Annotated in this window: 26 protein-coding genes, 1 tRNA gene and 1 other annotated feature; of the genes, 17 read left to right on the top strand and 10 right to left on the bottom strand. The window is 53.8% G+C overall.

From position 1 onward, the window contains the following. Positions 1-33: 33 nt before the first annotated feature. Together EPYR_RS07285 and EPYR_RS21340 are read right to left on the bottom strand one after the other, a co-directional pair. Entirely contained in the window at positions 34-1965 is a 1932-nt protein-coding gene (locus tag EPYR_RS07285) for a sigma-54-dependent Fis family transcriptional regulator (RefSeq protein ID WP_012667760.1), read from the bottom strand. Positions 1966-2094: 129 nt separating this feature from the next. After that, entirely contained in the window at positions 2095-2229 is a 135-nt protein-coding gene (locus EPYR_RS21340; protein WP_259826215.1) for a hypothetical protein, read from the bottom strand. Positions 2230-2452: 223 nt separating this feature from the next. Here EPYR_RS21340 and EPYR_RS07280 point away from each other — a divergent pair. Beyond that, positions 2453-2528 (top strand) — tRNA-Asn (locus tag EPYR_RS07280). Positions 2529-2738: 210 nt separating this feature from the next. Here EPYR_RS07280 and EPYR_RS07275 read toward each other — a convergent pair. After that, positions 2739-3212: an Lrp/AsnC family transcriptional regulator gene (locus tag EPYR_RS07275; protein WP_012667759.1), complete on the bottom strand. Its 474-nt coding sequence runs from the start codon at positions 3210-3212 to the stop codon at positions 2739-2741. A 123-nt stretch (positions 3213-3335) separates the two neighbouring features. Between EPYR_RS07275 and EPYR_RS07270 the strand changes: the two genes are divergently transcribed. The 9 genes from EPYR_RS07270 (at position 3336) to EPYR_RS07230 (ending at position 11281) form a co-directional block, all read left to right on the top strand. After that, a complete protein-coding gene (locus EPYR_RS07270; RefSeq protein WP_049779060.1) occupies positions 3336-3731 on the top strand; it encodes a Dabb family protein in 396 nt (131 codons plus the stop codon). A gap of 25 nt (positions 3732-3756) precedes the next feature. Then, complete coding sequence (locus EPYR_RS07265; RefSeq protein ID WP_012667757.1) at positions 3757-4179, top strand: DUF2000 domain-containing protein; 423 nt, start codon at positions 3757-3759, stop codon at positions 4177-4179. Between the two features lie 103 nt (positions 4180-4282). Continuing rightward, a complete protein-coding gene (locus tag EPYR_RS07260) occupies positions 4283-5692 on the top strand; it encodes a phenylacetate--CoA ligase family protein (RefSeq protein ID WP_012667756.1) in 1410 nt (469 codons plus the stop codon). Next, positions 5692-6660: a branched-chain amino acid transaminase gene (locus EPYR_RS07255; RefSeq protein ID WP_012667755.1), complete on the top strand. Its 969-nt coding sequence runs from the start codon at positions 5692-5694 to the stop codon at positions 6658-6660. Before EPYR_RS07260 ends, EPYR_RS07255 begins: the two co-directional genes overlap by 1 nt. Positions 6661-6680: 20 nt before the next feature. Then, a complete protein-coding gene (locus tag EPYR_RS07250) occupies positions 6681-7259 on the top strand; it encodes a bacilysin biosynthesis protein BacA (RefSeq protein ID WP_012667754.1) in 579 nt (192 codons plus the stop codon). A 20-nt stretch (positions 7260-7279) separates the two neighbouring features. Further along, positions 7280-7825 (top strand): carboxymuconolactone decarboxylase family protein, encoded by a 546-nt coding sequence (locus EPYR_RS07245; protein ID WP_012667753.1) that lies wholly within the window; start codon positions 7280-7282, stop codon positions 7823-7825. A gap of 17 nt (positions 7826-7842) precedes the next feature. Next, positions 7843-8844, top strand: coding sequence for an ornithine cyclodeaminase family protein (locus EPYR_RS07240; RefSeq protein WP_012667752.1), 1002 nt, complete (start codon positions 7843-7845; stop codon positions 8842-8844). Between the two features lie 2 nt (positions 8845-8846). After that, positions 8847-9473 (top strand): LysE family translocator, encoded by a 627-nt coding sequence (locus EPYR_RS07235; RefSeq protein ID WP_012667751.1) that lies wholly within the window; start codon positions 8847-8849, stop codon positions 9471-9473. 707 nt (positions 9474-10180) lie between these two features. Then, positions 10181-11281: an NADH:flavin oxidoreductase/NADH oxidase gene (locus EPYR_RS07230; protein ID WP_012667750.1), complete on the top strand. Its 1101-nt coding sequence runs from the start codon at positions 10181-10183 to the stop codon at positions 11279-11281. 316 nt (positions 11282-11597) lie between these two features. Here EPYR_RS07230 and EPYR_RS07225 read toward each other — a convergent pair whose 3' ends face one another. From EPYR_RS07225 to EPYR_RS07210, 5 genes are all read right to left on the bottom strand, one after another. Next, positions 11598-13067 (bottom strand): EmmdR/YeeO family multidrug/toxin efflux MATE transporter, encoded by a 1470-nt coding sequence (locus EPYR_RS07225; protein ID WP_012667748.1) that lies wholly within the window; start codon positions 13065-13067, stop codon positions 11598-11600. Between the two features lie 249 nt (positions 13068-13316). Continuing rightward, positions 13317-13634, bottom strand: a complete 318-nt coding sequence (locus EPYR_RS07220; RefSeq protein ID WP_012667747.1) for a DUF496 family protein — start codon at positions 13632-13634, stop codon at positions 13317-13319. A gap of 160 nt (positions 13635-13794) precedes the next feature. Beyond that, complete coding sequence (locus EPYR_RS07215) at positions 13795-14853, bottom strand: FUSC family protein (protein WP_012667746.1); 1059 nt, start codon at positions 14851-14853, stop codon at positions 13795-13797. Positions 14854-14893: 40 nt separating this feature from the next. Continuing rightward, positions 14894-15046, bottom strand: a complete 153-nt coding sequence (locus EPYR_RS21390) for a hypothetical protein (protein WP_014538800.1) — start codon at positions 15044-15046, stop codon at positions 14894-14896. 296 nt (positions 15047-15342) lie between these two features. Continuing rightward, positions 15343-15603: a hypothetical protein gene (locus EPYR_RS07210; protein WP_012667745.1), complete on the bottom strand. Its 261-nt coding sequence runs from the start codon at positions 15601-15603 to the stop codon at positions 15343-15345. 390 nt (positions 15604-15993) lie between these two features. Between EPYR_RS07210 and sbcB the strand changes: the two genes are divergently transcribed. After that, on the top strand, positions 15994-17421 hold the full coding sequence (gene sbcB, locus EPYR_RS07205) for an exodeoxyribonuclease I (protein ID WP_012667744.1): 1428 nt from the start codon (positions 15994-15996) through the stop codon (positions 17419-17421). 86 nt (positions 17422-17507) lie between these two features. Here sbcB and EPYR_RS07200 read toward each other — a convergent pair whose 3' ends face one another. Both EPYR_RS07200 and EPYR_RS07195 read right to left on the bottom strand, forming a co-directional pair. Continuing rightward, positions 17508-18878 carry an APC family permease gene (locus tag EPYR_RS07200; RefSeq protein ID WP_014538798.1) on the bottom strand — a complete coding sequence of 457 codons (1371 nt, stop codon included), beginning with the start codon at positions 18876-18878 and terminating at the stop codon, positions 17508-17510. 546 nt (positions 18879-19424) lie between these two features. Then, positions 19425-20252 carry an SDR family oxidoreductase gene (locus EPYR_RS07195; RefSeq protein ID WP_012667742.1) on the bottom strand — a complete coding sequence of 276 codons (828 nt, stop codon included), beginning with the start codon at positions 20250-20252 and terminating at the stop codon, positions 19425-19427. Between the two features lie 177 nt (positions 20253-20429). On the opposite strand from EPYR_RS07195, the gene hisL reads away from it, so the two are divergent. The 6 genes from hisL to hisH all read left to right on the top strand — a co-directional run bounded on the left by hisL (position 20430) and on the right by hisH (position 25597). Continuing rightward, positions 20430-20477, top strand: a complete 48-nt coding sequence (gene hisL / locus EPYR_RS20270; protein ID WP_100396937.1) for a his operon leader peptide — start codon at positions 20430-20432, stop codon at positions 20475-20477. Next, positions 20453-20575: a sequence feature (His leader region), on the top strand. (Overlaps the previous gene by 25 nt.) A gap of 68 nt (positions 20576-20643) precedes the next feature. Then, a complete protein-coding gene (gene hisG / locus EPYR_RS07190) occupies positions 20644-21543 on the top strand; it encodes an ATP phosphoribosyltransferase (protein WP_012667741.1) in 900 nt (299 codons plus the stop codon). 4 nt (positions 21544-21547) lie between these two features. Beyond that, positions 21548-22855, top strand: coding sequence for a histidinol dehydrogenase (gene hisD / locus EPYR_RS07185; RefSeq protein WP_012667740.1), 1308 nt, complete (start codon positions 21548-21550; stop codon positions 22853-22855). Next, positions 22852-23943, top strand: a complete 1092-nt coding sequence (hisC, locus tag EPYR_RS07180) for a histidinol-phosphate transaminase (protein ID WP_012667739.1) — start codon at positions 22852-22854, stop codon at positions 23941-23943. Before hisD ends, hisC begins: the two co-directional genes overlap by 4 nt. Further along, positions 23940-25007, top strand: coding sequence for a bifunctional histidinol-phosphatase/imidazoleglycerol-phosphate dehydratase HisB (hisB, locus tag EPYR_RS07175; RefSeq protein ID WP_012667738.1), 1068 nt, complete (start codon positions 23940-23942; stop codon positions 25005-25007). Before hisC ends, hisB begins: the two co-directional genes overlap by 4 nt. Next, complete coding sequence (gene hisH, locus EPYR_RS07170) at positions 25007-25597, top strand: imidazole glycerol phosphate synthase subunit HisH (RefSeq protein WP_012667737.1); 591 nt, start codon at positions 25007-25009, stop codon at positions 25595-25597. The genes hisB and hisH overlap by 1 nt, the downstream gene beginning before the upstream one ends. Positions 25598-25599: the final 2 nt, after the last annotated feature.

Raw genomic sequence — 25599 nt, 5'->3', positions numbered from 1 at the left:
CCGCGTGCGCCGTCTACCCAGGGGTGGGCCGCTTTATTGTTGTCCTGGAGAAGTAATGCCATAGCGTTGCATACGGCGGTACAACGTCATGCGGCTGATCCCCATCTGACGTGCAGCGGCGCTGTGATTCCAGCGGGCGGCACGCAGATGCTGGATAATCCGCAGCGCATCCTGCGGCAGTTCGGGCCTGTTGCATAAGCTTTGCTGCGAAAACTGCGGCTCCCCGATATTGTCAGGCAGATCGATGACCTCAATACGCCCGCCTTCACACATGGCTGTGGCGTAGGCCAGCACATTGCTCAGCTCACGCAGGTTACCGGGCCAGCCGTGCTGATGCAGGCGCTGCCGTGCCGCCGTCGAAAGCTGCACCTGTGCATCAAGCATATTGCCGATCAGCCAGTCAAGATCGCTGCGCTGACGCAGCGGCGGCAACGATATTTGCGCCCCCTGTAAACGATAGAACAGGTCGGCACGGAAACGCCCCTGCTCAACCAGCCGGTCAAGCGCGTGGTGAGAAGCCGAAATGACCCGAATATCGACCGGAACAGGGCGTGATGCGCCTACCGGCAGCACTTCCTGCTCAGCCAGTACCCGCAACAGACGTGTCTGCATCATCAGCGGCATATCACCAATTTCATCAAGGAACAGCGTGCCACCATCAGCTTCCTGAATCAGGCCACGCCGGCCCTTACTGCCCGCACCTGAGAAACTGCCCGGCAGATGGCCAAACAGCTCGCTTTCGATCAATTCTGCCGGGATGGCGGCGCAGTTGACGGCAATGAACGGCTGGTTGCCGCGTTCGCCCGACTGATGAAATGCTCTGGCAAAGTACTCTTTCCCGCAGCCGGTTTCACCGTGCACCAGCAAATGCAGACGCGTATTCAATAAACGTGCTGCGCGCTGCAGTTGCTGCTGCAAATCTGCATCGCCGCCGCACAATGCTGCCAGCGGAGTGGGCAACGCCCGCGCTTCCGTGGATCTCTGATGCGCGCTTCGGCCGTCCGGCTGTCGCGCACTGGCGTAGAGGGCTGACCCGCTATTGCACAAAAGCAGCGTTTTCTGGCTGCCGTCCGCACCGGTCAACCACAGTGGCAAACTATCGATGGTGGTGGTGAACAGCTGGTCGATTGGCCTGCCCAGCAGGGTGCTGCGCCCGTGGTAAGGCGAAGGACAGTTTACCAGTTCATGTTCCAGCATGCGGCGGGCGCGCTGGTTATAGCCTGCTACGCGCCCGGCAGTGTCGAAAGCAATCAGGAAGTCAGCGCTGACTTCGTTGAAGGGATACGATGGGCTAAGCTTCAGCACCCAGTCGGTGCGATGGCAGTGCATCAGCCAGGCATTTTCGATCTGATGCGCGGCCAGTCGGGCAAGCTGTAATGCCAGTTGCTGGCTGGACTTTGGCTGTGGAGAGTCCAGGGCCGAGACATCCAGTACCGCGATAAGCTGGCCCTTAGAGTCAAACAGCGGCACGGCGGTGCAGGTCAGCGCAATATGCGTTGCGTCAAAATGATCTCCGCGATGGACGGTCAGCGCCCTGCCCGTCGCCAGCGAAGTACCAACCGCACAGGTCCCCATACAGGCTTCGGACCACTGAGCGCCAGGGAACAGTCCGGCACGGCGCAAGCCGTTCCCGGCCGTCTCGTCACCGAGAAAATCCACCACCACCCCTTGCACATCGGTCAGCAGCACCACATATCCCGCCGGGGCAATTTGCTGATACAGCGCTTTCAAAGCATGACGGGCGATGCAGCGAAACGCTTCAATACGTTCACGATGTTCACAAAGTTGCGCCCACGGCAGAATATGCGCTTCCTGCATCCGACCTGGTTCAAGCCTGTGTAACTCAACACAGCGCAACCAGGAGTCGCGGATTGCCTGATCGTGCTGGCGTGATGCCATAGACGGCAGGTTACCGTCAATGCTGGCTACCACGGTGGCAATATGTTGGCGTTGGCTCTGGTTCACGGGGCTTTCTCCTGGGGCAACGGGGAGGACGTGGGTTATATCGGCACAAACAGAATACGCTGATTAAAAATCACTTGCCTGATTTTACTAAAAACCGGTCATGATTCTGTCTGGTTAACTCATCAGGCGCTACGCTGTGGTGCTGTGCGTGGTCGGTTGCGCCTCCGCCGTGCGCGTGGCACAGCTGCGGATGGTCAGAGCAAAAATGATGGCAACAACAACCAGAACAGCACAAAGAAGTGGAAAAGAAATGAGTTTTTTCATTATGTTAGCTCATTTATGGGTTAGTATTATTATCATACAATTGTTATTGGCAAAATTGAAATATTTGCCGGCGTCCGAGCGCAGATTACCGGGTACGCTGGGCAGTTTGATCCCCCATACCCATACTACAGATGCTGATTTATTCAGCAGTTGATACAAAACGACGAAAACAGGCTTTGACATCGCCAGGCACGCTGGATATGATGCGCCCCGTTACGACAATTCCTCTGTAGTTCAGTCGGTAGAACGGCGGACTGTTAATCCGTATGTCACTGGTTCGAGTCCAGTCAGAGGAGCCATATTAGAAAAGCCCGCTCGGGGAAATCTGAGCGGGCTTTTTGCTTTAAACGTTCCGGTGATTTCTGGTTTGCTAAACGGATAACCGGGCTTAAAACACCCTGACATTCAGCCCTCCTGGCTGATGGCAATAGTTCTGAATGTTCAGTAGCAGGTTATCAACGCCGGTGATGGATAAGCATAATCCTGATTTATGACGGGTTACCCTGTCTTCACTCCACCCTCTTTTTGAGTGGGTAGGTCACCAGAGGCTTGATTTCCTTTAATACAAACATACTTTGCATCTCTTTGATCCCCGGTAACCTGCGCACTACAGACATGGCGAATTCGGCGTAGGATTCCAGATCGGACGCGACCACCTGCAAGAGAAAGTCAGCATCGCCACCCACACTGTAACAGGCAACCACATCTTCCAGTGCTGTCACCTCCTGCTCGAACTTTTTAGCATCAGCTTCACTGTGGCTGTCAATCGCGACCCGGATAAAGACCATCACGCCGAGGCCTATTTTTTTTCGGTTAAGCACGGCACGGTAGCCCTGGATGACTCCCTCCTCTTCAAGCTTGCGCACCTTACGCCAGCAGGGCGATGCCGACATCCCTATCTTCTCAGCTAACTCCTGGTTGGTTACGCGAGCATCGTCTTGCAGGTGTTTAAGGATCTTCATTTCTGTCAGACCAAGTGCCATACCGATAAATTCCTTTCTTTTTTACGGTTAAAACAGGAAATTTTTTCCAGATAACATTTTGTAATAACCCAATATAGGTAACAATTTCCCCTAAAGCCACTGCATAATACATTTGATTGTTTAATGATTTTTCGCAAGCAACATGAGGAGGAAACGAATCCTGTGTTAATGCATATTGTCCTGTTTACACTGAAAAAAGAGCTTGACTGGACGTCTTACGAGGTATTAGAAGCCGAGAGCGCCACCCATGCACACCCAAATTTTATTCATCAAATCAAAGGCTGGACGTGTGGCAGGAATACTACGCAACGTCAGATCGCTGCTGATTTTATGGTAATGGGTCTGTTTGAAAGCCGTGAAGACCTTAACGCCTATCTGGTTGATCCTGACCATCAGGCCGGCGTAGAAAAATGGCATGCCATCGCAGACTGGAAAGTGGTTGATATTGAGCTTAACAGTCATTCTACGCTAAACAGTGGCTTGCTTTCGGTACTGAATGAACTCACTGCCGTTTGCTGAAAAGACGTTTTATAAAGGGTTGAAGATGAAATTTGACGCCAGCCAACATCGCTGCACGATTGTTATAGACAGAGATCTCCCAGCCGGCCTTGCGATAAACGCGGCCAGCGTGATTGGCATTAGTTTTGGCCGCACTGTTGAAAATCTTGTCGGCCCTGATCTGCAAAGCCAGGATGCCGTAAATTATCCGGGAGTTATTTACAGCCCCCTTCCCGTCCTGCTCGCATCAGGTGATTATATTCACCAGCTGCTAAATAATGCTGAAAGCGATGAAGAAATTTACGTTATGCCATTCAGCGCATTAGCCCAGTCGTGTAAGAATTATGATGAATACGGAGAGCGAATCTCTTCTGTAAACAGTAACAACATTGAATTAGTGGCAATAGGGTTAATCGGCCCCAAAAAGAAAATCACCAAAATGACAGGAAATCTGCCACTTTATAAATAGTTTTAACATCAAATTCCCTGATAAGTCAGCGGCAGACATGCTGCTGACTGTATCTTCGCACCCAAAATTTAACATTAAACCTTTCTCTATAGAGGCTCGCAAGATGTACGCAATATTTAAAGATGATGTAGTTGAGAAGGCAAAGGAAACTTATAGTCAACACCAAAAATTTGAAGCGGGAGAAATTAGTTTAAAGCAACTTCACTCCCTGCAAAACAATGCACTGAGAGAGAATATTAAATACGTCATTAATAATTCCCCTTTTTATCGTGAACGTTTGCAGGGTTTAACTGCAGCTGACATCGATACCCTGACGACCGCTAAAATAAGTTCCCTGCCTTTTACCACCAAGGATGATCTGAGAAGCCACGGTGCATCATTAGCCTCTGCTCCCCTCCATCAAAGCTGGATTTACTACGAAACAACCGGCACGACGGGGAAGCCCACCCCCTGCCCTCGTAATGAGGCCGATTCAATTCACAATAATACGCCGCTGATTATCCATTACCGGGATATATTTGAACAGCACGGTGAAAATCATGTTGTAGGGGTCATGGGGCCAAGCGAGCTTCATTCAACGGGTGATACGTTTGAAGATGTCTTTCGCAGCCTGGGCCACAGCGTGGTTAAAATGTGGCCACGTTCGCCTGTAGTCGGCATGAAACGTGTCATGGCATTGATCAACGAATTACACATCACCGCCCTGGTCTGCACACCCGCCGTGGCTATTTCAGTGGCCCGCTTTATCAAAGATTCCGGGCAGGATCCGGCCACCACCAGCGTGAGGTTAATTCTCACCGTGGGTGAGCTGACCACGCCATCGCTGTTAAGGAACATTGGTGATGTATGGGGCGCACAGGTTTACAGCTGCATGTATGCCTCGCAGGAGTCATCCATTCTGGCGGTCTGCGCCAGCGACAGCCATCTTTATACCATCCCGTTAAATAACTACTACGAAATCATCGATCCTGTCAGTGGTAAGGGTTACGACATCACTAAAGGTCAGGTCACCGGTGAGCTGGTCATTACCCATCTTTATCAGGGTCAGAAACCCCTTATTCGCTACCGAACTGGCGATATGGTTCGCTCGACTTACATGCCTGACGGCAGTCAAAAAATTGTTCCCATTGGCCGCGTGCGTGACGTACTTACCCTTAATGGTACAGCTTACTGTGCCTGGGATTTAGAGGCGGCACTTCTCGAGCATCTGAACGGCTGTCTGGACTATGCCATTCAGATCGACAGAAACGATAATCTCGATGTTCTGAACATTACGGTTGAGATGTTCAACAAAGAGGCCGATGTCGCCCCTGTCCTTACTCAAGTTAAGGCCCATCTGGAGCATAAAATTGCCGGTGTTAAGATTAATCTCGTCAATGGCGAAACCAGCGGTGTGACTGGAACTTCGGCTATGGTGAGCTGGAAAGCAGCCCGTATCCATGATTTGCGACCCGCTGCCGACAACAGCGATCGTGAAGCGGCTCTTGCTTTGATCAATCGGGGGTTCCAATAATGCAGCAGGACACGCCCCACAAAACCAGCCAGGCAGCACCAGCCCACCACTGCTGGAGTTATCTTAATGGCGAGTTCGTTGAGGCCAGTGCTGCCGTACTGCCTGTCACAACACAGGCGTTTAATTACGGCACCGCAGTATTCGAGGGGATTCGTGGTTACACCAGCGTGACTGATGGGCAAGTCAACGTCTTTCGGCTGGATGACCATCTTACCCGACTTTGCCAGTCGGCCTCGCTGCTGTTAATTGACGACCTGCCAGACCATCAGGCATTAAAAGAGTTAACGCTGACGCTCCTGAAACGTAACGAAGCCAGTAATGACTGTTACATCAGGCCGATTGCGTATAAACGCCATCTTCTGCCGGGCAGTGGCTTCGGCGTGAAGCTTTCAGGCGTCAGCAGCGGACTGTCAGTGAACAGTCTGAATATGCGTGCCTATGTTAAGCAGGACGGTATTGCCTGTACGATTTCTGCCTGGCGGCGCGTTGCCGATAGCTCAATACCTGCGAGGGCTAAAATCACCGGCAGTTACGTCAACTCAGCCCTTGCAATGGAAGCAGCACACCGGGGCGGATATGACGATGCCATTATGCTTAACCAGCACGGCTATGTTGCTGAAGCGACCACATCGAATGTCTTTATCGTCAAGAACGGAAAGCTGATCACTCCGCCAGTCACTGCACATATTTTGCAAGGCATAACGCGCGATACGGTTATGACGCTTGCCACACACTTTCTTGGTCTGGAAGTGATAGAGCGCGACATCTTACCATCCGAGTTATTGACTGCTGATGAATGTTTCCTGACGGGTACAGGCGTCGAAATATCCCCGGTAGCCCGGATTGATCACCACCTGCTTAACAGTATGGACTCGCAGAGTATATCCCTCTCGCTGAAAAAACTGTACGAGAAAGCGGTTCGTGGTGAATTAAATGCTTTTAGTCACTGGCTAACGCGCGTTTGTTAAATAACCAATTTAGGTAAAAAATGAGCTACCATTTTATGAATATAGGGCTGGCCCGTGCGGTGGATTTTCCCGTCCACACATTAGGTCCGGCCGGAACAAGCAGTGAATATGCTTCGCAGTTTTTCAATGGCTGGATGAATGAAAACTACGAAAAATGCCCGCGCGAAATTCATCTCAATGACTCCTACGAGCGTGCAAGAGACAATATTAAAGATGTAAAGGGTTTATTGATCGTCGCTAATGCCTATCCCAATATTAATGAGTTCTATATGGATACCAGGTTAAAGCTGCTGGCAACGTTTCTTTATGACACCCCGCTTTATGGTTTAGTCGCTAATAAAACTTTACCTGACCGGCCATTATATATTGCTTCGCACCCGGCTCCCATCCCGTTAATAGACGAGTTATTACCTGCGGGGATATCTGTTGAACGGATAGTAGAAATGCCATCTACCAGCGCGGCCGCACATGCTGTGGCCATCGGTGAAGTGGATATGGCTTTAACAACTGAAGTTGCCGCCCGCATACACAACCTTAACTTTGTTTCACGCACGCGCCCCATACATATGCTCTGGTCGGTGTTTGCTTCTCATATTTAATCATTCATCAAGGAAAGAACATGACAATCCTGAAAATGCACACTCTTGACAGCGCCCCGGCGGCCAGCCGCCCACTGTTGCAAAGCTCCATTGATGGTTTTGGCTGGATCCCCTGGCAAAGCGCTTATATGGCGGAGTCACCCGCCCTGCTCGCGTCTTACCAGTATGCCCATGATGCCTTTTCACAATGTTCACTGAACGAAGAGGAGCGCGCTATTGTCTGGATTACGACCGGTACCCTTAATCAATGTGACTATACGGTTCAGGCACATAACTGGATTGCGCAACATAAAGGCGTTGCCGAGGAAACGCTAAAAGCACTCGCCCACGCGCCTGAAACCCTTCCCGACAAGCTGGCCGTGTTATATCGCTTTACATGCCAGGTGGTTCTGGCTCAGGGCCAGATCCCGCAGCAGGCGGTCAGGGAAATGCTGGCCGCTGGCTACAGCCAGCAAAATGTGCTGGACGTGATTCTGGGTGTTTCTCAGAAAACCATGTCAACGCTGCTTAACAGCATTGCAGGTACGCAGATTGAGCCACAGTTTCAGTCTGTTCCAACACGCTAAGAGAGAGATGACTCACCATGCAATTCATCGGCCGTAAGCTGGTTGAACAGGCGCTTTCACCCGCAAAAAGCTTACAGTTAAGCCGCGATGCTTTCGCCCTGATGAGCCAGGGCAAAGTAAGGCAGACACTGCGCAGCGTTATTGCCTCCGATGACGGTAGTCTGATGGGCACCATGCCCGCCTGCATTACAGAGGGGCCGTACGCCGGTTTTGGACTCAAAACGGTAAAAGTGGATTTCAGTCACGCTCACCGGCGCACATCCCACGAAGGATGTATTTTGCTTTACGATGCTTCGGAGGAAGGCGATATGGTTTTGGTTGATGCCGCCTCGGTGACGGAGTTACGCACTGCGGCCGCTTCCGCACTGGCCACCGATATTCTGGCCCCAAGGGATGCAAGCCGTCTCGCGATTTTGGGCACAGGCGTACAGGCAAGAAAGCATTTCCTGATGCTGCGGGCAGTTCGGCCGATCGTGCATCTTACTATCTGGGGGCGAAGTGAAGCGGGTGCATCGGCGTTTGCCAACTGGTGCCGCCAGCAGTCAGGGCTGCCCGTTACCATTGCGTCCACACCGGCTCAGGCCGTTTCAGACGCAGATATTATCTGTACCGTGACCGCTTCTAAAGAGGCATTCCTTCATGCCACTGACCTTCCGGATCGTTGCCATATTAATGCGGTTGGTGCCTCCGCTCCCGGCTTTCAGGAAATCTCGCCCGAAGTCTATACCGCCGTAGAACTCTATGTTGATTCCAGTGAGGCAGTATGGAGTGCGTCCACCTGTATGATGCAGGCGAGAGAACAGGGATTTTTGCCCCAGCGCAACGTGGGCATTGAGCCGGGAGAATGGCTAATGACTGACACACATGCAGCCCCCAGACCTGAACGAACGCTGTTTAAATCCGTGGGGCTTGCCGTTCAGGATTTGGTATTTGCCCGAGAAATCGTCAATCACACCAACGCATCCTTTAAAAGAGATTGCCAATATTCATCATCCCGCATTTCTTTTCCACAGGAATAACTATGTTAGGAACCGCACAAATAATATCTTACATCGCCGCGCTCGGATTGGCAGCGGCAATCCCCGGGCCTGGTATGACTGCGTTAGTGGCGCGCAGCGTCAGTGGTGGCGCTGTGGCTGGCTTTATCATGCTAAGCGGACTGATCCTCGGTGATATAGTTTATCTTACTACGGCAGTCTTTGGCCTGGCGGTGATCGCGCATAGTTACACATCGCTGTTAACGCTAATCAACTGGGCAGCTGCGCTCTATCTGTGCCTGCTTGCATGGCAGTTTTGGCGTTATCAGCCTAAGGCTGTGAATGTCGATCAAAAAGCGACAAAGCGAGAGTTGGCGTCGGCATGGTTTTCGGGACTGTCGATAACGCTGGGAAATCCCAAAACCGTTGCATTCTATCTGGCTATCTTGCCGCTGGTCATCTCTCTGGATAACGTATCATTGAAAATATGGGGGATGATGCTGGTGCCGCTAACCGTAATGGTGCTGCTGGCGGTGGGGGCTGTTTTTATCCTCGCGGCACTTAAGGTTCGCCGGTTCCTTACCAGCGCTAAGGCACAACAGCGTCTGTTCAAAACAACAGGGGTTATTATGATGCTCGCTGCATGTGGCATGGTAGCGAAGACGCTCTGAGCCTTACTATCGGCAGCGTCAGTGAAACAGGCGGGATAAACAGATACCGTTGGTTTACAGATGAGTTGACCAACCCGACAGACAGTGTAAATAAGGTTTGCAATGACTTTGCCAGCTGCCAGCGCTGGTACCATACAATAAGCACTTCTGTCCGGGAGTACGTAATGAAAACAAAAACTTATCTCTTCTTATTACTGAGCTGCGCCCTGCCTGGCTCCGCGCTTACGCCACGGGCTGTTGCAGCGGAAGAAAAGATCGGATGGCGATCATGATGACAATATTATCCGTTAACATAGGGAACATATTGCCGCCACAATGCCACAAGCCGGGCTGCTGATTATGCCTGACAGCAGTCACTTTGCTTTTTACAGCCCGCGAAGGAGTTCAAAGAGGCGCTGGTTAACTTCCTCGCCAGATAAGGCGTCATTGCGTTTTCACCGGGTTCAGCAAACGTCCATCGGCGGGATCGGCTCAATACCCCCTGCGCTAAGAAAGTGTGCTTACGCGGAGGGGATAACCGGAGATGTTCTTCCCTACAACAGCGAATAAACCGTCCAGTATTAAGTCGAACCTGGAAACAGATGGCTGCGGGCGTTATTGCCAATAGATAATGCCGCTGACGGAAGCACATGCGGTTAATTGCTGCCAGCCTGACTGGCCTACTCTGATGCTCTGTCGCCCTGACCGATTCATCATTGAGGTTAAATATGTCCGCACTTTTTACCCCGTTTAAATTGAAAGACGTCACCTTGCGTAATCGCATTGCCGTGCCGCCGATGTGCCAGTACAGTGCTGAAGATGGCCTGACTAACGAATGGCATCAGGTTCACTATCCGTCGATGGCTCGCGGCGGCGCGGGACTGGTTATTGTTGAAGCTACGGCGGTATCACCGGAAGGCCGCATCACTCCGGGCTGTACCGGGCTGTGGAACGATCGACAGGCGCAAAGCATGGCGCAGATCGCCGCCTCAATCAAAGCCGCCGGGGCAGTACCGGCTATTCAGATCGCTCACGCCGGGCGCAAAGCCAGTGCTAACCGTCCATGGGAAGGTGACGACCATATCGCAGCCGGTAACAGCGCTGGTTGGGAAACCCTGTCCCCATCCGCCGTGGCCTTCGGTCATCATCTACCTAAGGTGCCGAAAGCAATGACGATAGAAGATATTACCCGGGTAAAAAGTGACTTTGTCGCCGCAGCCCGCCGCGCGCGTGATGCAGGTTTCGAATGGCTTGAACTGCATTTCGCCCACGGCTATCTCGGCCAGAGCTTTTTCTCACCGCATACTAACCAGCGAACGGATCGCTATGGCGGTAGTTTCACCGGGCGCAGTCGCTTCCTGCTGGAAACCCTTGCGGCGGTGCGCGAGGTGTGGCCGGAAAATCTGCCGCTGACCGCACGTCTTGGCGTGATTGAATATGACGGACGTGATGAAGAAACGCTGAGTGAGTCGATTGAACTGACCCAACTGATGCAGAAAAACGGTCTGGATCTGCTGAACGTCAGTATCGGCTTCACCGTGGCAGAAACCGATATCCCGTGGGGGCCTGGCTTTCTCGCTCCGGTCGCGCAGCGCGTGCGCCACGCAACCGGGTTACCGGTCGCAACATCCTGGGGCATGGAAGCACCTGCAGTCGCGGAACGTGCGATAGCTGAACAGCAAATGGATTTAGTGATGATTGGCCGTGCGCTGCTCGCCGACCCGCACTATCCGTACTATCTGGCGAAACAGCTGAAGGTAGAGCGCCCGTCCTCGCTGCTGCCAGCACCCTACGCACACTGGCTGGAACGTTACCGTTTAGGTGAATAGTTGCTGATCTAAGGCAGCTCCGTACGGCAATCGTTAAGCGGTTGTCGTGCGGATAAACCGGCTGTGAGCTAAATGAACAGCGGGTCATTTTCTTCGCTGCCTCATGCAGCGCATCAATTATCGCGTACATTTTTCCCCGGCGCTTTTTGCGCACATGGCCGCGCATATCAGCATCGCCAGCCATAAGTCTGACTGATTTATCACGTTATATCTGATGCCACCAGGCAAGGGCGCGCGCAGCGTTAGCATGGCAATGACCGGTGAAATATAGCTATGATATATCTTAAATACCCGTGTTGAACGCATCTCCTCGCGGTTAAAAGGGATCGTTTTGTGCGCTAACCGCTTTCGCCTGCGGCCTGTACTTCCACAGCCAGCGCCCGCTGTCCATGCGCCGATAGAAGAACCCACCACGGATTATCCAGTCCAGTACCATCCCCAGCCAGATACCCACTACGCCAAATCCGAGCACGATCCCCAATAGATAACCGGCAATAATCCGCCCACCCCACATACTCAACAGTGATATCCACATGGTGTAGCGCGCATCACGCGCTCCTTTCAGCCCGGCAGGCAGCACCCAGGACGCCGCCCAGAAAGGCATAAAGGCGGCATTAAGCCATACCAATAATTTCACTATGTGGACGACCGATTCATCCTGAGTGTAAAACCGCGCCAGCTGCCCGGCAAATGGCACGATCAGCAGCGAAAGAGCGCTAACAACCAGAGTCGACAGCCAAAAGATATAGCGCAGCACCCGCTCCGGCTGGCCCAGCTGACCACGGCCAAGACGCGTTCCGACGATGATGGTTGAAGCCGAACCCAGCGCGTTACCCGGCAGGTTAATCAGCGAAACGATTGAGAAAGCAATAAAATTACCCGCGATCACATCGGTTCCCATACCAGCAACAAAGATCTGGGTCAGTAATTTGCCACCGTTAAACAGCACCGACTCAATGCTGGCCGGAACACCAATGCCCAGCACTTCGCGCAAAATGCCGGCATTGAGGCGGGTAAAATAACTTTTTAGCGAGATTTTCAACGCCGGAACAAAGCCGATCGCCAGCACGTAGATCACCGCTGCTGCCCCGATGTAACGCGAGATGGTTAACCCCAGACCGGCACCAATAAATCCCATACCCTGCCAGGAGAAGCAGCCGTAGATCAGCACGCTGCTAATGGCAATATTAAGGATATTCATCCCGCCGTTGATTAACATGGGTATTTTGGTATTTCCCCCGCCGCGCAATGCGCCGCAGCCTATCAGGGCGATGGCCGCAGCCGGGTAGCTCCACGCCGTAACCTGCAGATAAGAAAGCGCCAGCACTTTCACCTGCGGGTCGGCTTTTCCCGCAATCAAATCAACGATCTGCGGGCCAATAAACTCAATCACCAGCGCCAGTAAAACGGCAAATCCTGTCATAATAATCAGTGACTGACGTGCCGCCGCTACCGCCCTGTCGCGATTGAGTCTGCCAAGACTGAAAGCCACCACCACCGTCGTGCCGAGGTCAATGGCGGCAAAAAAGGAGATCACCACGATATTAAAGCTGTCCGCCAGCCCCACGCCGGCCATCGCTTCTTTACCGAGCCAGCTGACGAGAAAAGTGCTCAATACTCCCATCAGCAGAACGCACAGGTTTTCAAAGAAAATAGGCACCGTTAGCGGCGTAATTTCACGCCAGAATATCACCCGCCAGGCACGCCGTTTCGGATACCACGCGCTACCTTTGATGGCTTGCAGCACGGAGACGATGAATTTTTGCAAGAGGAGTCCAGTTATCACCAGGGAAGGGGCACTTTCAGCATGGTAAAGCCGTTAAAATTGTGCAAAGTCTTTTTATGTTTCAAATTGCAGCGAACAGGAAGCCATCAAAGTATGGGTAATGATATAGGGGGTTTATTTCATTTCGCCCGCGTTTTCTGTGGGCAATAACACCGCGTTTTGCAGATTTTTCATCCGGGCAGACAGCAAAAAAGCCGGACTGTCTCCAGCCCGGCTTAGGAAGATCAGGGGAAGACGCCCCTGGGTAAACTACCCTTTGAGTTCACCCAGCGTTTTCAACTTCCTGGACAAGTCGCGACGTTCTTTCGACAGGTCAGCCACCTTGATGATGTATTCATCAACGCGATCTTCATAATCACTGCGCATGCTGGTGATAATTTCCTGAACGGCCTCGATGCTCATACCTGGCTTGATGTACTCACTCAGGTTGTCGAGCAGCAGCACGCGCTTCTGGTTATCACGGATTTTCTTTTCGTTATCGTGAATTTCACGCTGCAGTTTGTTCTTACGACGGAACAGACGAACGAACTCCAGAACGTCCTGGAATGATTGCTTTGCGTTTTCCATGAAGACACCTTTCATTTGGGCCTGCGCTTACAGGCATCATTGTTGTTGCTACCAGCTTAGCGGCCAACCGCTGCCGATGGCAATTTTAACTTGCGGAACCGGATGCCTGCTATCTTACCCTGAAGCTGAACGTATCGCAGTAAGTTGTTGCTGAATCGCTCTATTTTCGCAGTACCAGACTGATAAGCTCTGATAACCGCTCCAGCTGGCGAGCCATTTCCAGGCTCAGCCAGACATAGCCTTGTATCGGGGTTTCCACCTGTTCATCTCTCGATGATTCGGCGATCGGCTGCCGCAGCTCACGGCCAATTTCCGCCAATTCTGCGCTAATAGCGGCGATTTTCTCGCTATTCCCTTCCACTACCGCCCCGGATAAGGCGCGCAGTGTGCTTTCCGTCATCTGCTGCGCCCGGCGTAGCGACGGCGCGTTAAGCATTATCAGATGGCTTTGACGCGATGCCCACCATGCGTTGAGTTGCAGCTCCAGCGTGCAAACCAGATTCCGATTCAGCGTCTGGATCCCCTCAAAAACGGATCGCGGCGTGCGGGTCTCTTTGCTGGAAGGTTCGATCAATGCACGCATTTTGATCACTTTACCCAGCAAATGCTGCAACGGGCGCGCCAGACGCGGTTTATCGACCAGGTTGGGGGTCAGTCCGGCGTGGTAAATGCGCGCCGTTTCCAGCAGCAGATCCGAAAGCTGGATGCGCCAGTGGGTATAGGCTTTTTGCGGCCAGATGCTGGTAAACAACAGTGCAAGCAGCGATCCAAGGATAACATCACCGCCGCGCCAGAGAGCGGTAGCCATATCTCCGGGGACACCGCCGCAGACAACCCCCAGCGTAATGCCAATCAGCAGCGCCATGTAGGGATGTTTACCGAGAGCGAGAAAACCACTGATAAACATGACGATGGCGCACCACAGCAGCATCAACGGCAGAGAGTAAAGCTCCAGTTTAATGGCAATAAGCCCGGCTATCGAACCGAAAAGCGTTCCGCCAATGCGCTGCACAGCCCGTGGGAACACGTTTCCCCATGAGGATATCGGCCCCATCACCACCACCAGCGTGATCAGCGGCCAGCTGCCTTCCGGGATCGCCAGTATCCGCACCAGCTGAAAAGCGAGGATAAACGCCAGCGCGATACGCACGCCGTGCACGATGCGGTAATGACGGTACAGGCTAAATTCAAAGGCCGACAGTGGCTTATCCGGTCGCAAAAGTGGCTCCGCAAGCAGGGGGTTAACGCGACATCATACCCTAAGCTGGCATGAGGAGCAGGAATGGATATAAATTTCTACCTGATTTTGGTACTAAACCGGCTTCCTTCACCGACTGCAACGCCACCAGCGGATAGCTGGCTAGCTGCTTGTCCCCTTTCAGCAGCTGGATAACGCCGACCTGTTCGTGCAATCCAATCGGTGCTCCAGGTTTCTGCGCTCAATCACCTACCTGGCTTTAATGTGCTGAACGTCATCACGCGGCAGCGTGTTTTCTCCGGGTTTCAGGAACATCAGTGAAGAACCTTTAAACACCGGGTTACCCGCAGCCTACGCATCGTTACGTTAACAGGTGAAATGTGCGCATGTTGTACGGAATCTGTGGCTGCTTTGCGTGACTAAATTGCAAGAAAATACGAAATTTCAGCGGATTAGCCGTGCCAGAACGGGTGGCTCCCTGGCCTTGATAACGCCCTTAGCCCCGGCTTGCTAAAATTTGGTCGGGAAGCTGATATAAATATTTTCCGAGCCAAAGTCAGCGGGAAGCCCCTGTCGGACGCGGATCTTCTCATCTCTGGTCGGCTTGTGCGTTGCTCTATTATCCGGGAACGCTCCCGGCCCCCTTTTGCAGCCAAACCCCTGACAGACGGTATTGGCTTGGGGATCCGGTGTGGGCATATCGGCGCTGGGAAACATCCCGGCACAGCCGCAAAGAAAAGAGGTCAATAGCGTAAACGGTGCGTATTTCATGAAATAATTCCTTTTCGTTTGAAATAAGCTGCTAAATTACCCTTCACTGAGTGAATAAAAATACAACGATGGTCAATACATCCTCAACTGACGGCAAACCAGTAACGCTTTCATAGCTCAGGTCAGCAAAGAGATACGATCTGATGACTGACATCTTTGCTGAATCTGTTATTTATGTGGTGAGTGGACATGGTTTACCATAACGTGATTGAGAGTTGTGTATTCTGGTCGCTTTTAATCCTGCGCTAAACGCCGGGGATGGCGCGTGGATGTACTCAACATGCCAGCAAACGCGCACAATGCGCCGGTATAAACAACAGCTCCATCGCCCCTGCATGAATTTTCATTTAAAGATCAAAGCATAACCTCAACCACAGGCAACCCGATACAGTGAAAGACAAGCCGATACAGCCCACCTTCCTTTTTCATGATTACGAGACCTTCGGCAAAAGCCCGTCGCTGGATCGTCCGGCACAATTCGCTGCTATTCGTACCGATATGGATTTTAATCTTATTGGCGAGCCGGAAGTCTTTTACTGCCGGCCAGCGGATGACTATTTGCCGCAGCCGGAAGCCGTGATGATCACCGGTATCACGCCGCAGATTGCCCGCGCGCGCGGCCTGAGCGAAGCTGAATTTACCTGCCGTATTCATCAGCTGTTTAGCGTACCCAATACCTGCGTGGTGGGCTATAACAACGTCCGTTTCGACGACGAAGTTAGCCGCAACCTTTTCTACCGCAACTTTTACGATCCTTATGCCTGGAGCTGGCAGCATGGCAACAGCCGCTGGGACCTGCTGGACGTGATGCGCGCCTGCTACGCGCTGCGCCCGGACGGTATTACGTGGCCAGAAAATGACGACGGCTTTCCCAGCTTTCGCCTTGAACATCTGACGAAAGCTAACGGAGTCGCGCATGAAAATGCGCATGATGCGATGTCGGATGTTTATGCCACGATTGCCATGGCAAAACGGGTGAAGGAGAAACAGCCGCGCCTGTATGATTTCCTGTTCAGCCATCGTAACAAACAGAAAATCAGTACACTGATCGACATTCCGCAGATGAAGCCGCTGGTGCATATTTCCGGCATGTTCGGCGCAGCAAGAGGCAATACCAGCTGGATTGCTCCGCTGGCGTGGCATCCTGATAACCGTAACGCGCTGATAACCTGTGATCTGGACGGAGATATGGCCCCGCTTCTGGAGCTTGACGCTGATGCGTTGCGCGCCCGGCTGTATACGCGCCGTGAAGAACTGGACGGCGCATCCCCGGTGCCGCTAAAGCTGGTGCATATTAATAAATGCCCGGTGGTGGCTCCGGCAAATACGTTGCGCGCGGAAGATGCTGAACGCATCGGCATTGACCGCCAGCGCTGTCTGGATAACCTCGCCCTGCTGCGACAACATCCGGAAGTGCGTGACAAAGTCGTGACGCTGTTTGCCGACGCGCAACCTTTTACCCCATCAGATGATGTGGATGCCCAGCTCTACAACGGTTTCTTTAGCGATGCCGACCGCAACGCGATGAATATTGTGCGCCAGACCGCAGCGGAAAATTTGCCGGCGCTGGATCTCACCTTTAACGATGCGCGTATCGAAAAGCTACTGTTTCGCTTCCGGGCGCGCAACTTCCCCGGCACGCTGGACGATATGGAACAACAACGCTGGTTGCAGCACCGTCGTCAGATGCTCAACCCCGAACGTGTACAGGGCTATGTGCAGGAGCTGGAGATGCTGTTTAATCAGTACGAAGGAGATCGGGCCAGGCAGGAGCAGCTCAAGGCCCTGTTTGCTTATATGCAGGAACTGGTCTCTTAACGGGTTGATCGCGGCGAAAGCCTGGCTAACGATGCCTCAGGGCTGAGACAGACGGGGCGGCCCCTATTTTGAGGTCGCCCCGTTTTTTATGACAACATGTCTTCACTGCACTGTGGCACCGGATTGCGGAAGCTGCGGGTGACAAACGTCAGATACAGCAGGCCAATGGCGGCCCATACCAGCCCAAGCACCATGGAACTCTCTTCCAGATTGACCCACAGAGCGCCCACGGTAAGGGCCCCCAATAGCGGCAGCACCAGAAAAGTGAAGTTATCCTTCAGCGTTTTATTACGGCGCTCGCGGATCCAGAACTGCGAAATCACCGACAGGTTAACAAAGGTAAACGCCACCAGCGCGCCAAAGTTGATCAGCGCGGTGGCCGTCACCAGGTCGAAAGTGATTGATGACAACGCAATCGCACCAACCAGCAGCACGTTCAGCGCCGGGGTACGCCACTTCGGATGGATATAGCCGAAGAAACGCACCGGGAACACGCCATCGCGGCCCATCACATACATCAGTCGTGATACGCCCGCATGGGCCGCCATACCGGAAGCCAGCACCGTTACACAGGAAAAAATAAGAATCCCGAACTGGAAGGCCTTGCCTGCCACGTACAGCATGATTTCTGGCTGTGACGCGTCCGGATCTTTGAAACGAGAGATATCGGGGAAATAGAGTTGTAAGAAATAAGACACCACGATAAAGATCAGGCCGCCAATGAGTGCGGTCATAAAGATCGCTTTCGGGATCACCCGCTCGGCATCTTTGGTCTCTTCTGACAGTGAACTGATACCGTCAAATCCGAGGAACGAGAAGCAAAGTATGGTCGCCCCGGTAATCATCGGCACGACATGCGCGTTTTCCGACCAGAACGGTTGACTGCTGACTAAGGTGCCTGCACCTACGCCATGTGCCACTCCCCAAACCACCATCCCCATGATGGTAACCATCACCACCACCTGCAGCACCACAATTACGCTGTTGAAGTTGGCAACGGTTTTAATGCCTTTGAGGTTAGAGAGGGTCATAAAGCCCACCAGCAACAGCACAAAGATCCACGACGGAATGCCGGGTACCAGCGCTTCCCAGTATATTTTCGCCAGCAGAATATTGATCATCGGCATAAACAGATAATCAAGCAGCGAAGACCAGCCGACCATAAAGCCTACGTGCGGGCTGATGGCTTTCTGTGCATAGGTATAGGCCGAACCTGCGGAAGGGAAGCGGCGAACCAGCTGGCCGTAGCTCAGCGCGGTAAACAGAATAGCAATCAGCGCAAATGCGTATGCGGTGGCAACGTGGCCGTCAGTCAGGCCGGAGACGATGCCAAAGGTATCAAACAGCGTCATTGGCTGCATATAAGCCAGACCCATCATCACCACAGGCAATAACGTCAAGGTTTTTTTCAATTTTGCACGCGGCTGTGCGGCTGGGATTGCGGTATTATGCGCCATGATTCAGCCTCCCCATAGCGTCAACCTTTCTGGGTTGAACCACAGGGAAACTTCGCTCAATGCGTGAGCTTTTCGACAGAGGATTAAGGAACAGGCAGTCAGGAGTGAGAGAATGACCTGTCGCGGCGCCGTAGTCGTCGCGCTGGCGGATTCCAGCTCCAGCCGGAGTAAGATGGTGTAGCCCCATGTTTGTATCCTCAATAAACACATTACTGTGTATTTAAAAGCGTTTATCTATCCGGTTCTGGACCGGCCTCTTGAAAGACGAAGTGAGTACCGCTTGCAAATATAAAAAAATAACCGCCGCCGGTGACAGAATCGGCGTCGGTCATATTTATTTATACCCTGAATAATTCGGGTTGCAGGAAGGCAGCAAACGCATGCAGCCAACGCACCAGCCTGAAGAATGACGGGTATATTGCAGGAGGCATATTTTGCACCATACTCAGGCCGAATGACAAGTCATACCGGCCTGCAGAAGTAAATTCTTTATGGCAGTAAATGACACCTTATAAACGGCAATGCCGTTAGTCAATGGCTGTTCGTTTACGACATCGGCATCCGCGCCGGATCCGGATAACGATAGGTAAATCCCAGCTCCCGGCAAATTTTGCTGCCGTCAATTAGCTTACCCTGATTTTGGCTGTCATCGGCGAGGAAAGTCGGCGGCGTCAGCCCTAGCTGGCTTGCCACCTGCGGGTAAAACTGATTACGTGCCGGATGTTGCGGGGCGCTCAGGTTATAGATATGCCCGCCCTCCGGCGTCTGTAACAACAGGGTTATCGCCGCTATCACATCGTCAAGATGCACCAGGTTTACGCCCTGTGATCCGTTGGCCAGATCGGTTTTACCGGCGAGGAAGCGCCCCGGATGGCGTTTTGGCCCGACAAGACCGGACAGGCGCAGAATATCTACCGATGTGCCTGGCAGATGATGCAGCCAGTGCTCCAGCTCCTGTAACGTGCGGCCGGCAGCGCTGACCGGAGCCAGCGGCGTGCTCTCACCGGTATTTCCGGGACGCTCGCCGTATACCGAAGTCGAACTGGTGAAGATCATGCGCGGTACGTTATATGCCAGCGCGCTGTCCACCAGCTGCTGTACGGCATGCAGATAGCTTTCACCGCCAGCGGCAGTGCGGCTGGCGGGAAGCGTTATCACCAGCGCATCCACCTTAAGCAACGCCTCAAGGTCGTCAGCCTCACAGTTCAGTTCCGGCGTCAGCTCGAGTAAATATCCATCTACGCCGCTCATTCTCGCCGCATCGACTCCATCCTGGGTGGTTTTACTGCCGGTGACCCGCCAACCTGCCGCCGTTAGCGACATCGCCAGCGGCATCCCTAACCACCCCAGTCCAACAATGGCAACTCTTTTCATCCCTTAGCTCCCGTCAACTCAAACTTTAATGGCCCAAGGCTACGCCAGGCGTCAGCCAGAGACAACTGTCGGTTGATAAGAGAATCTAGCCACATTAAAAAAAAGGGTTGCGCCTCGCGCTTATTCTGGTTAGGTTATTTCTCACGATATGAATATCCATTCATCCAAGAGAATTTTATGACACGCGTTCAGTTCAATCATCATCACCACCATCACCCTGACTAGTCTTTCAGGCGATGTGTGCTGGAAGACGTTCAGGATCTTCCAGCGGTGCAGAACGCAAACTCAGCCCCCGGAAGATCGCCTTCCGGGGGCTTTTTTTTGGCCCTGAGAGACGAACAGCGCTGGCTAATAACGATAAACGCAGACAGGAAAATAGGATTGACAACCGATGTTAGATAACACCCGTTTACGCATAGCTATGCAGAAATCAGGCCGTTTAAGCGATGAATCACGCGAATTGCTCGCACGCTGCGGTATCAAGATAAACCTCCAGCAGCAGCGCCTGATTGCCTTTGCGGAGAATATGCCCATCGATATATTGCGCGTGCGCGATGATGATATCCCGGGGCTGGTGATGGACGGCGTGGTCGACCTGGGGATTATCGGTGAAAACGTGCTGGAAGAAGAGCTGTTGACCCGGCGCGCTCAGGGCGAAGATCCGCGCTACCAGACGCTGCGTCGTCTTGATTTTGGCGGCTGCCGTCTGTCGCTGGCGATGCCCGTTGACGATAAATACAGCGGACCACAGTGTTTACAAAATTCTCGCATTGCCACCTCTTATCCGCACCTGCTGAAAAAGTATCTTGATGAACAACGCGTCAGCTTCAAGTCGTGCCTGCTGAACGGCTCCGTTGAGGTCGCACCGCGTGCCGGCCTGGCCGATGCCATCTGTGATCTGGTCTCGACCGGTGCCACGCTGGAAGCCAACGGCCTGCGCGAAGTGGAGGTGATTTATCGCTCGAAAGCCTGTCTGATCCAGCGTGATGGCGAAATGCCGGCGAACAAGCAGCTGCTGATCGACAAGCTGATGACGCGCATCCAGGGGGTGATTCAGGCGCGTGAGTCCAAATACATCATGCTGCACGCCCCCAGCGAACGTCTGGAAGAGATCATCACCCTGCTGCCGGGTGCCGAGCGCCCAACCGTGCTACCGCTGGCCGGTGACAAGAGCCGCGTAGCCATGCACATGGTCAGCAGCGAGACCCTGTTCTGGGAAACCATGGAAAAACTCAAGACTCTGGGTGCCAGCTCCATTCTGGTGCTGCCGATTGAGAAGATGATGGAGTAAGCCGATGGCGACCGCGATGACCCCGATAATCTGGGCGCAGTGTAGCCCGCAGCAGCAGCAGGCGCTGCTGACACGCCCGGCAGTTGAAGCTTCTGACAGCATCAGCGCCACCGTGCGTGGCATTCTCGACAAGGTAAAAGCCGAAGGTGACCAGGCGCTGCGTGACTACAGCGCCGCTTTTGATAAAACGCAGGTTGACGTGCTGCGCGTCAGCGAGCAGCAGATGGCCGACGCGACTGAGCGGCTGGACGATGAGATCAAACGGGCGATGGCCGTGGCGGTTGCCAATATCGACAAGTTTCACCTTGCCCAACAGTTGCCAGCGGTCGATATCGAAACCCAGCCGGGCGTGCGCTGCCAGCAGCTCACCCGCCCGGTCGCGTCAGTGGGTTTATATATCCCCGGTGGCTCTGCCCCGCTGTTCTCTACCGTATTAATGCTGGCAACGCCGGCACGCATCGCCGGATGTGGTCGGGTGGTGCTCTGTTCGCCACCGCCGATTGCCGATGAAATTCTTTATGCCGCGCAGCTGTGTGGCGTAAAAGAAGTGTTCCAGGTTGGCGGTGCTCAGGCGATTGCCGCCCTCGCCCTCGGCACCGAGTCGGTGCCTAAAGTGGACAAAATTTTCGGGCCGGGTAATGCCTGGGTGACCGAAGCGAAGCGCCAGGTTAGTCAACGTCTCGACGGCGCGGCAATCGATATGCCTGCCGGGCCTTCGGAAGTGCTGGTGATTGCCGACGAAGGGGCCACGGCGGATTTTGTCGCCTCCGATCTGCTGTCGCAGGCGGAACACGGCCCGGACTCACAGGTTATCCTGCTTACGCCATCGGTGAAAATGGCCAGCGCCGTGGCCGAAGCCATCCAGAATCAGCTGGCTGAACTGCCGCGTGCGGCAACTGCTGCCCGGGCGCTTGCCAGCAGCCGTCTGATTGTCGCCCGCGATCTGCAACAGTGCGTGGAGATCAGCAACCGCTACGGGCCTGAACACCTGATTATCCAGACCCGTCAGGCGCGTGATTTAGTTGATAGCATCACCAGCGCCGGATCGGTGTTTCTCGGGGACTGGTCACCGGAATCTGCCGGCGATTACGCCTCGGGCACCAATCACGTCCTGCCAACCTATGGCTATACTTCCACCTGTTCCAGCCTCGGACTGGCCGACTTCCAGAAAAGGATGACGGTGCAGGAACTGACGCCGCAAGGCTTTATGGGGCTGGCGGCAACGATTGAAACCCTGGCTGCCGCCGAACAGCTCGCCGCGCACAAAAACGCCGTGACGCTACGCGTTGCCGCCCTGAAGGAGAAGCCATGAGCAACAGCATCGAAAACCTGGCGCGGGCCAACGTGCGGGCGCTAACGCCCTATCAGTCGGCGCGCCGCCTGGGTGGCAACGGTGATGTATGGCTGAACGCCAATGAATATCCGCTGGCGGTGCCGTTCGAGCTAAGCCAGCAGACGCTGAATCGCTACCCTGAATGCCAGCCAAAGCAGGTGATCGAGCGCTATGCCGCCTATGCCGGGCTGGCCGTGGATCAGGTGCTGGTCAGTCGCGGAGCCGATGAGGGCATCGAGTTACTGATGCGCGCCTTCTGCGAACCCGGTAAAGATGCCGTGCTGTTCTGTCCGCCCACCTACGGCATGTACAGCGTCAGTGCGGAAACTATCGGCATCGAGTACCGTACGGTAGCAGCCGGTGAAAACTGGCAGCTCAACCTGCCAGCTATTGCCGACAGGCTGAACGGCGTCAAGCTGGTCTATGTCTGTAGCCCGAATAACCCGACCGGCAACCTGATCGATCGCGACGATATGCGCCAGCTGCTGGAAATAACGCGCGGTAAAGCGCTGGTGGTGGCCGATGAAGCCTATATTGAGTTTTGCCCTCGGGCCTCTCTCGTCGGCTGGTTAAAAGATTACCCGCATCTGGTGGTACTGCGCACGCTGTCAAAAGCCTTTGCGCTTGCCGGCCTGCGCTGCGGTTTTACCCTTGCCAACGCCGAAACGATCGCATTGCTAATGAAAGTCATCGCGCCTTATCCTCTCTCCACGCCGGTTGCGGATATCGCCGGACAGGCGCTGAGCGCTGAGGGGATTGCCCTGATGCGCCAGCACGTCCGCGAGCTGATTGCCACCCGTGAACAGCTTATTGCCGGCCTGCGCGGCTGCGCCTGTGTCGAACAGGTGTTCAACAGTGCAACAAACTATATTCTGGCGCGCTTTACCGACTCCAGCCGGGTATTTAAAACCTTGTGGGATCAGGGCATTATTTTGCGTGACCAGAACAAACAACCGGGCCTGGCCGGCTGCCTGCGCATCTCCATCGGCACGCGTGAGGAGTGCGACCGTGCCATTGCAGCATTAAAATTACTCCCCGGATCTACCCTACCTCAGGAGCAAGCATGAGTCAGAAAGTCCTTTTTATCGATCGCGATGGCACGCTGATTTCTGAACCGCCGGAAGATTTTCAGGTAGATCGATTGGATAAGCTGATCTTCGAGCCGGGAGCGATCCCCGCCCTGCTGTCATTGCAAAAGGCGGGCTTCCAGCTGGTGATGATCACTAACCAGGATGGTCTGGGTACCAGCAGCTTTCCACAGGAAGACTTTGACGCTCCGCATCAGCTGATGATGCAGATTTTCAGCTCACAGGGCGTCACCTTCAGCGACGTGCTGATCTGCCCGCATACCCCGGAAGATGAATGCGCGTGCCGTAAGCCAAAAACCAAAATGGTCACCGCATGGCTGGCAGAGGGCGCGCTGGATTGCGCTAACAGCTATGTGATTGGCGATCGCACCACCGACGTGCAGCTGGCGGACAATATGGGCATTACCGGCCTGTTGTACTCCAGAGAGAAACTTAACTGGGGCGCGATTGCAGAACAGTTAACCCGGCGCGACCGCTATGCGCTGGTAGAACGCAGCACCAAAGAGACGCAAATCAAAGTTGAGGTTTGGCTGGATCGCGAAGGTGACAGCAAAATTAATACCGGGGTCGGCTTCTTCGACCATATGCTTGACCAGATAGCCACGCACGGCGCTTTCCGCATGCATATCGACGTGAAAGGCGATCTTTATATTGACGATCATCATACCGTTGAAGACACCGGCCTGGCGCTGGGCGAAGCGCTGCTCAAGGCGCTGGGTGATAAACGGGGTATTGGCCGTTTCGGCTTTGTCCTGCCAATGGATGAGTGCCTGGCGCGCTGCGCGCTGGATATCTCCGGTCGTCCGCACCTGGAGTACAAAGCGGAATTCAGCTATCAGCGCGTGGGCGACCTGAGTACCGAAATGGTTGAACATTTCTTCCGTTCACTCTCTTACACCATGGCCAGTACCCTGCATCTGCGTACCAAAGGCAAAAACGATCATCACCGGGTTGAAAGCCTGTTTAAAGCCTTCGGCCGTACGCTGCGTCAGGCGATCCGCGTTGAAGGTAACACCTTACCCAGCTCGAAAGGAGTGCTGTGATGGATATCGTCATCCTTGATACCGGCTGTGCCAATCTGTCGTCGGTGAAATGGGCGGTACAGCGGCTGGGCTATCAGCCCGTGGTGAGCAAAGATGCGGATGTCGTGCTCAATGCCGATAAGCTTTTTTTGCCGGGAGTGGGCACCGCGCAGGCGGCGATGAACCAGCTGCGTGAGCGAGAACTGGTTGATCTGATCAAAGCCTGTACCCAGCCGGTATTAGGTATCTGCCTCGGAATGCAGCTGCTGGGCAGCGGCAGTGATGAAAGCGGCGGCGTGCCAACGCTCAATATTATTGACCAGCCGGTTCAGCGCATGACCGATCATGGTCTGCCGTTGCCGCATATGGGATGGAACCAGATCACCGCGCAGGCTGGCAACCACCTGTTCCGCGGCATTGCGGACGGCGCATACTTTTACTTTGTGCACAGCTTTGCGATGCCGGTCAATGAGTTCACCATTGCCCAATGCAATTACGGTGAACCATTTACCGCCGCCGTACACAAGGACAATTTCTTCGGCGTGCAGTTCCACCCTGAGCGTTCTGGTGCCGTCGGCGCGCAGCTGCTGAAAAACTTCCTGGAGATGTAAGC

This window comes from Erwinia pyrifoliae DSM 12163 (assembly GCF_000026985.1).
Taxonomy (GTDB): Bacteria; Pseudomonadota; Gammaproteobacteria; order Enterobacterales; family Enterobacteriaceae; genus Erwinia; species Erwinia pyrifoliae.
This window is presented reverse-complemented; position numbering and strand designations above follow the sequence as displayed.

Coding starts and splice junctions, on each gene's coding strand:
- EPYR_RS21340 (WP_259826215.1), bottom strand. CDS start 2,229: ATGAAAAAACTCATTTCTTTTCCACTTCTTTGTGCTGTTCTGGTTGTT.
- EPYR_RS07275 (WP_012667759.1), bottom strand. CDS start 3,212: ATGGCACTTGGTCTGACAGAAATGAAGATCCTTAAACACCTGCAAGAC.
- EPYR_RS07270 (WP_049779060.1), top strand. CDS start 3,336: ATGATTTTTCGCAAGCAACATGAGGAGGAAACGAATCCTGTGTTAATG.
- EPYR_RS07265 (WP_012667757.1), top strand. CDS start 3,757: ATGAAATTTGACGCCAGCCAACATCGCTGCACGATTGTTATAGACAGA.
- EPYR_RS07260 (WP_012667756.1), top strand. CDS start 4,283: ATGTACGCAATATTTAAAGATGATGTAGTTGAGAAGGCAAAGGAAACT.
- EPYR_RS07255 (WP_012667755.1), top strand. CDS start 5,692: ATGCAGCAGGACACGCCCCACAAAACCAGCCAGGCAGCACCAGCCCAC.
- EPYR_RS07250 (WP_012667754.1), top strand. CDS start 6,681: ATGAGCTACCATTTTATGAATATAGGGCTGGCCCGTGCGGTGGATTTT.
- EPYR_RS07245 (WP_012667753.1), top strand. CDS start 7,280: ATGACAATCCTGAAAATGCACACTCTTGACAGCGCCCCGGCGGCCAGC.
- EPYR_RS07240 (WP_012667752.1), top strand. CDS start 7,843: ATGCAATTCATCGGCCGTAAGCTGGTTGAACAGGCGCTTTCACCCGCA.
- EPYR_RS07235 (WP_012667751.1), top strand. CDS start 8,847: ATGTTAGGAACCGCACAAATAATATCTTACATCGCCGCGCTCGGATTG.
- EPYR_RS07230 (WP_012667750.1), top strand. CDS start 10,181: ATGTCCGCACTTTTTACCCCGTTTAAATTGAAAGACGTCACCTTGCGT.
- EPYR_RS07220 (WP_012667747.1), bottom strand. CDS start 13,634: ATGGAAAACGCAAAGCAATCATTCCAGGACGTTCTGGAGTTCGTTCGT.
- EPYR_RS07210 (WP_012667745.1), bottom strand. CDS start 15,603: ATGAAATACGCACCGTTTACGCTATTGACCTCTTTTCTTTGCGGCTGT.
- EPYR_RS07200 (WP_014538798.1), bottom strand. CDS start 18,878: ATGGCGCATAATACCGCAATCCCAGCCGCACAGCCGCGTGCAAAATTG.
- EPYR_RS07195 (WP_012667742.1), bottom strand. CDS start 20,252: ATGAAAAGAGTTGCCATTGTTGGACTGGGGTGGTTAGGGATGCCGCTG.
- hisG (WP_012667741.1), top strand. CDS start 20,644: ATGTTAGATAACACCCGTTTACGCATAGCTATGCAGAAATCAGGCCGT.
- hisD (WP_012667740.1), top strand. CDS start 21,548: ATGGCGACCGCGATGACCCCGATAATCTGGGCGCAGTGTAGCCCGCAG.
- hisC (WP_012667739.1), top strand. CDS start 22,852: ATGAGCAACAGCATCGAAAACCTGGCGCGGGCCAACGTGCGGGCGCTA.
- hisB (WP_012667738.1), top strand. CDS start 23,940: ATGAGTCAGAAAGTCCTTTTTATCGATCGCGATGGCACGCTGATTTCT.
- hisH (WP_012667737.1), top strand. CDS start 25,007: ATGGATATCGTCATCCTTGATACCGGCTGTGCCAATCTGTCGTCGGTG.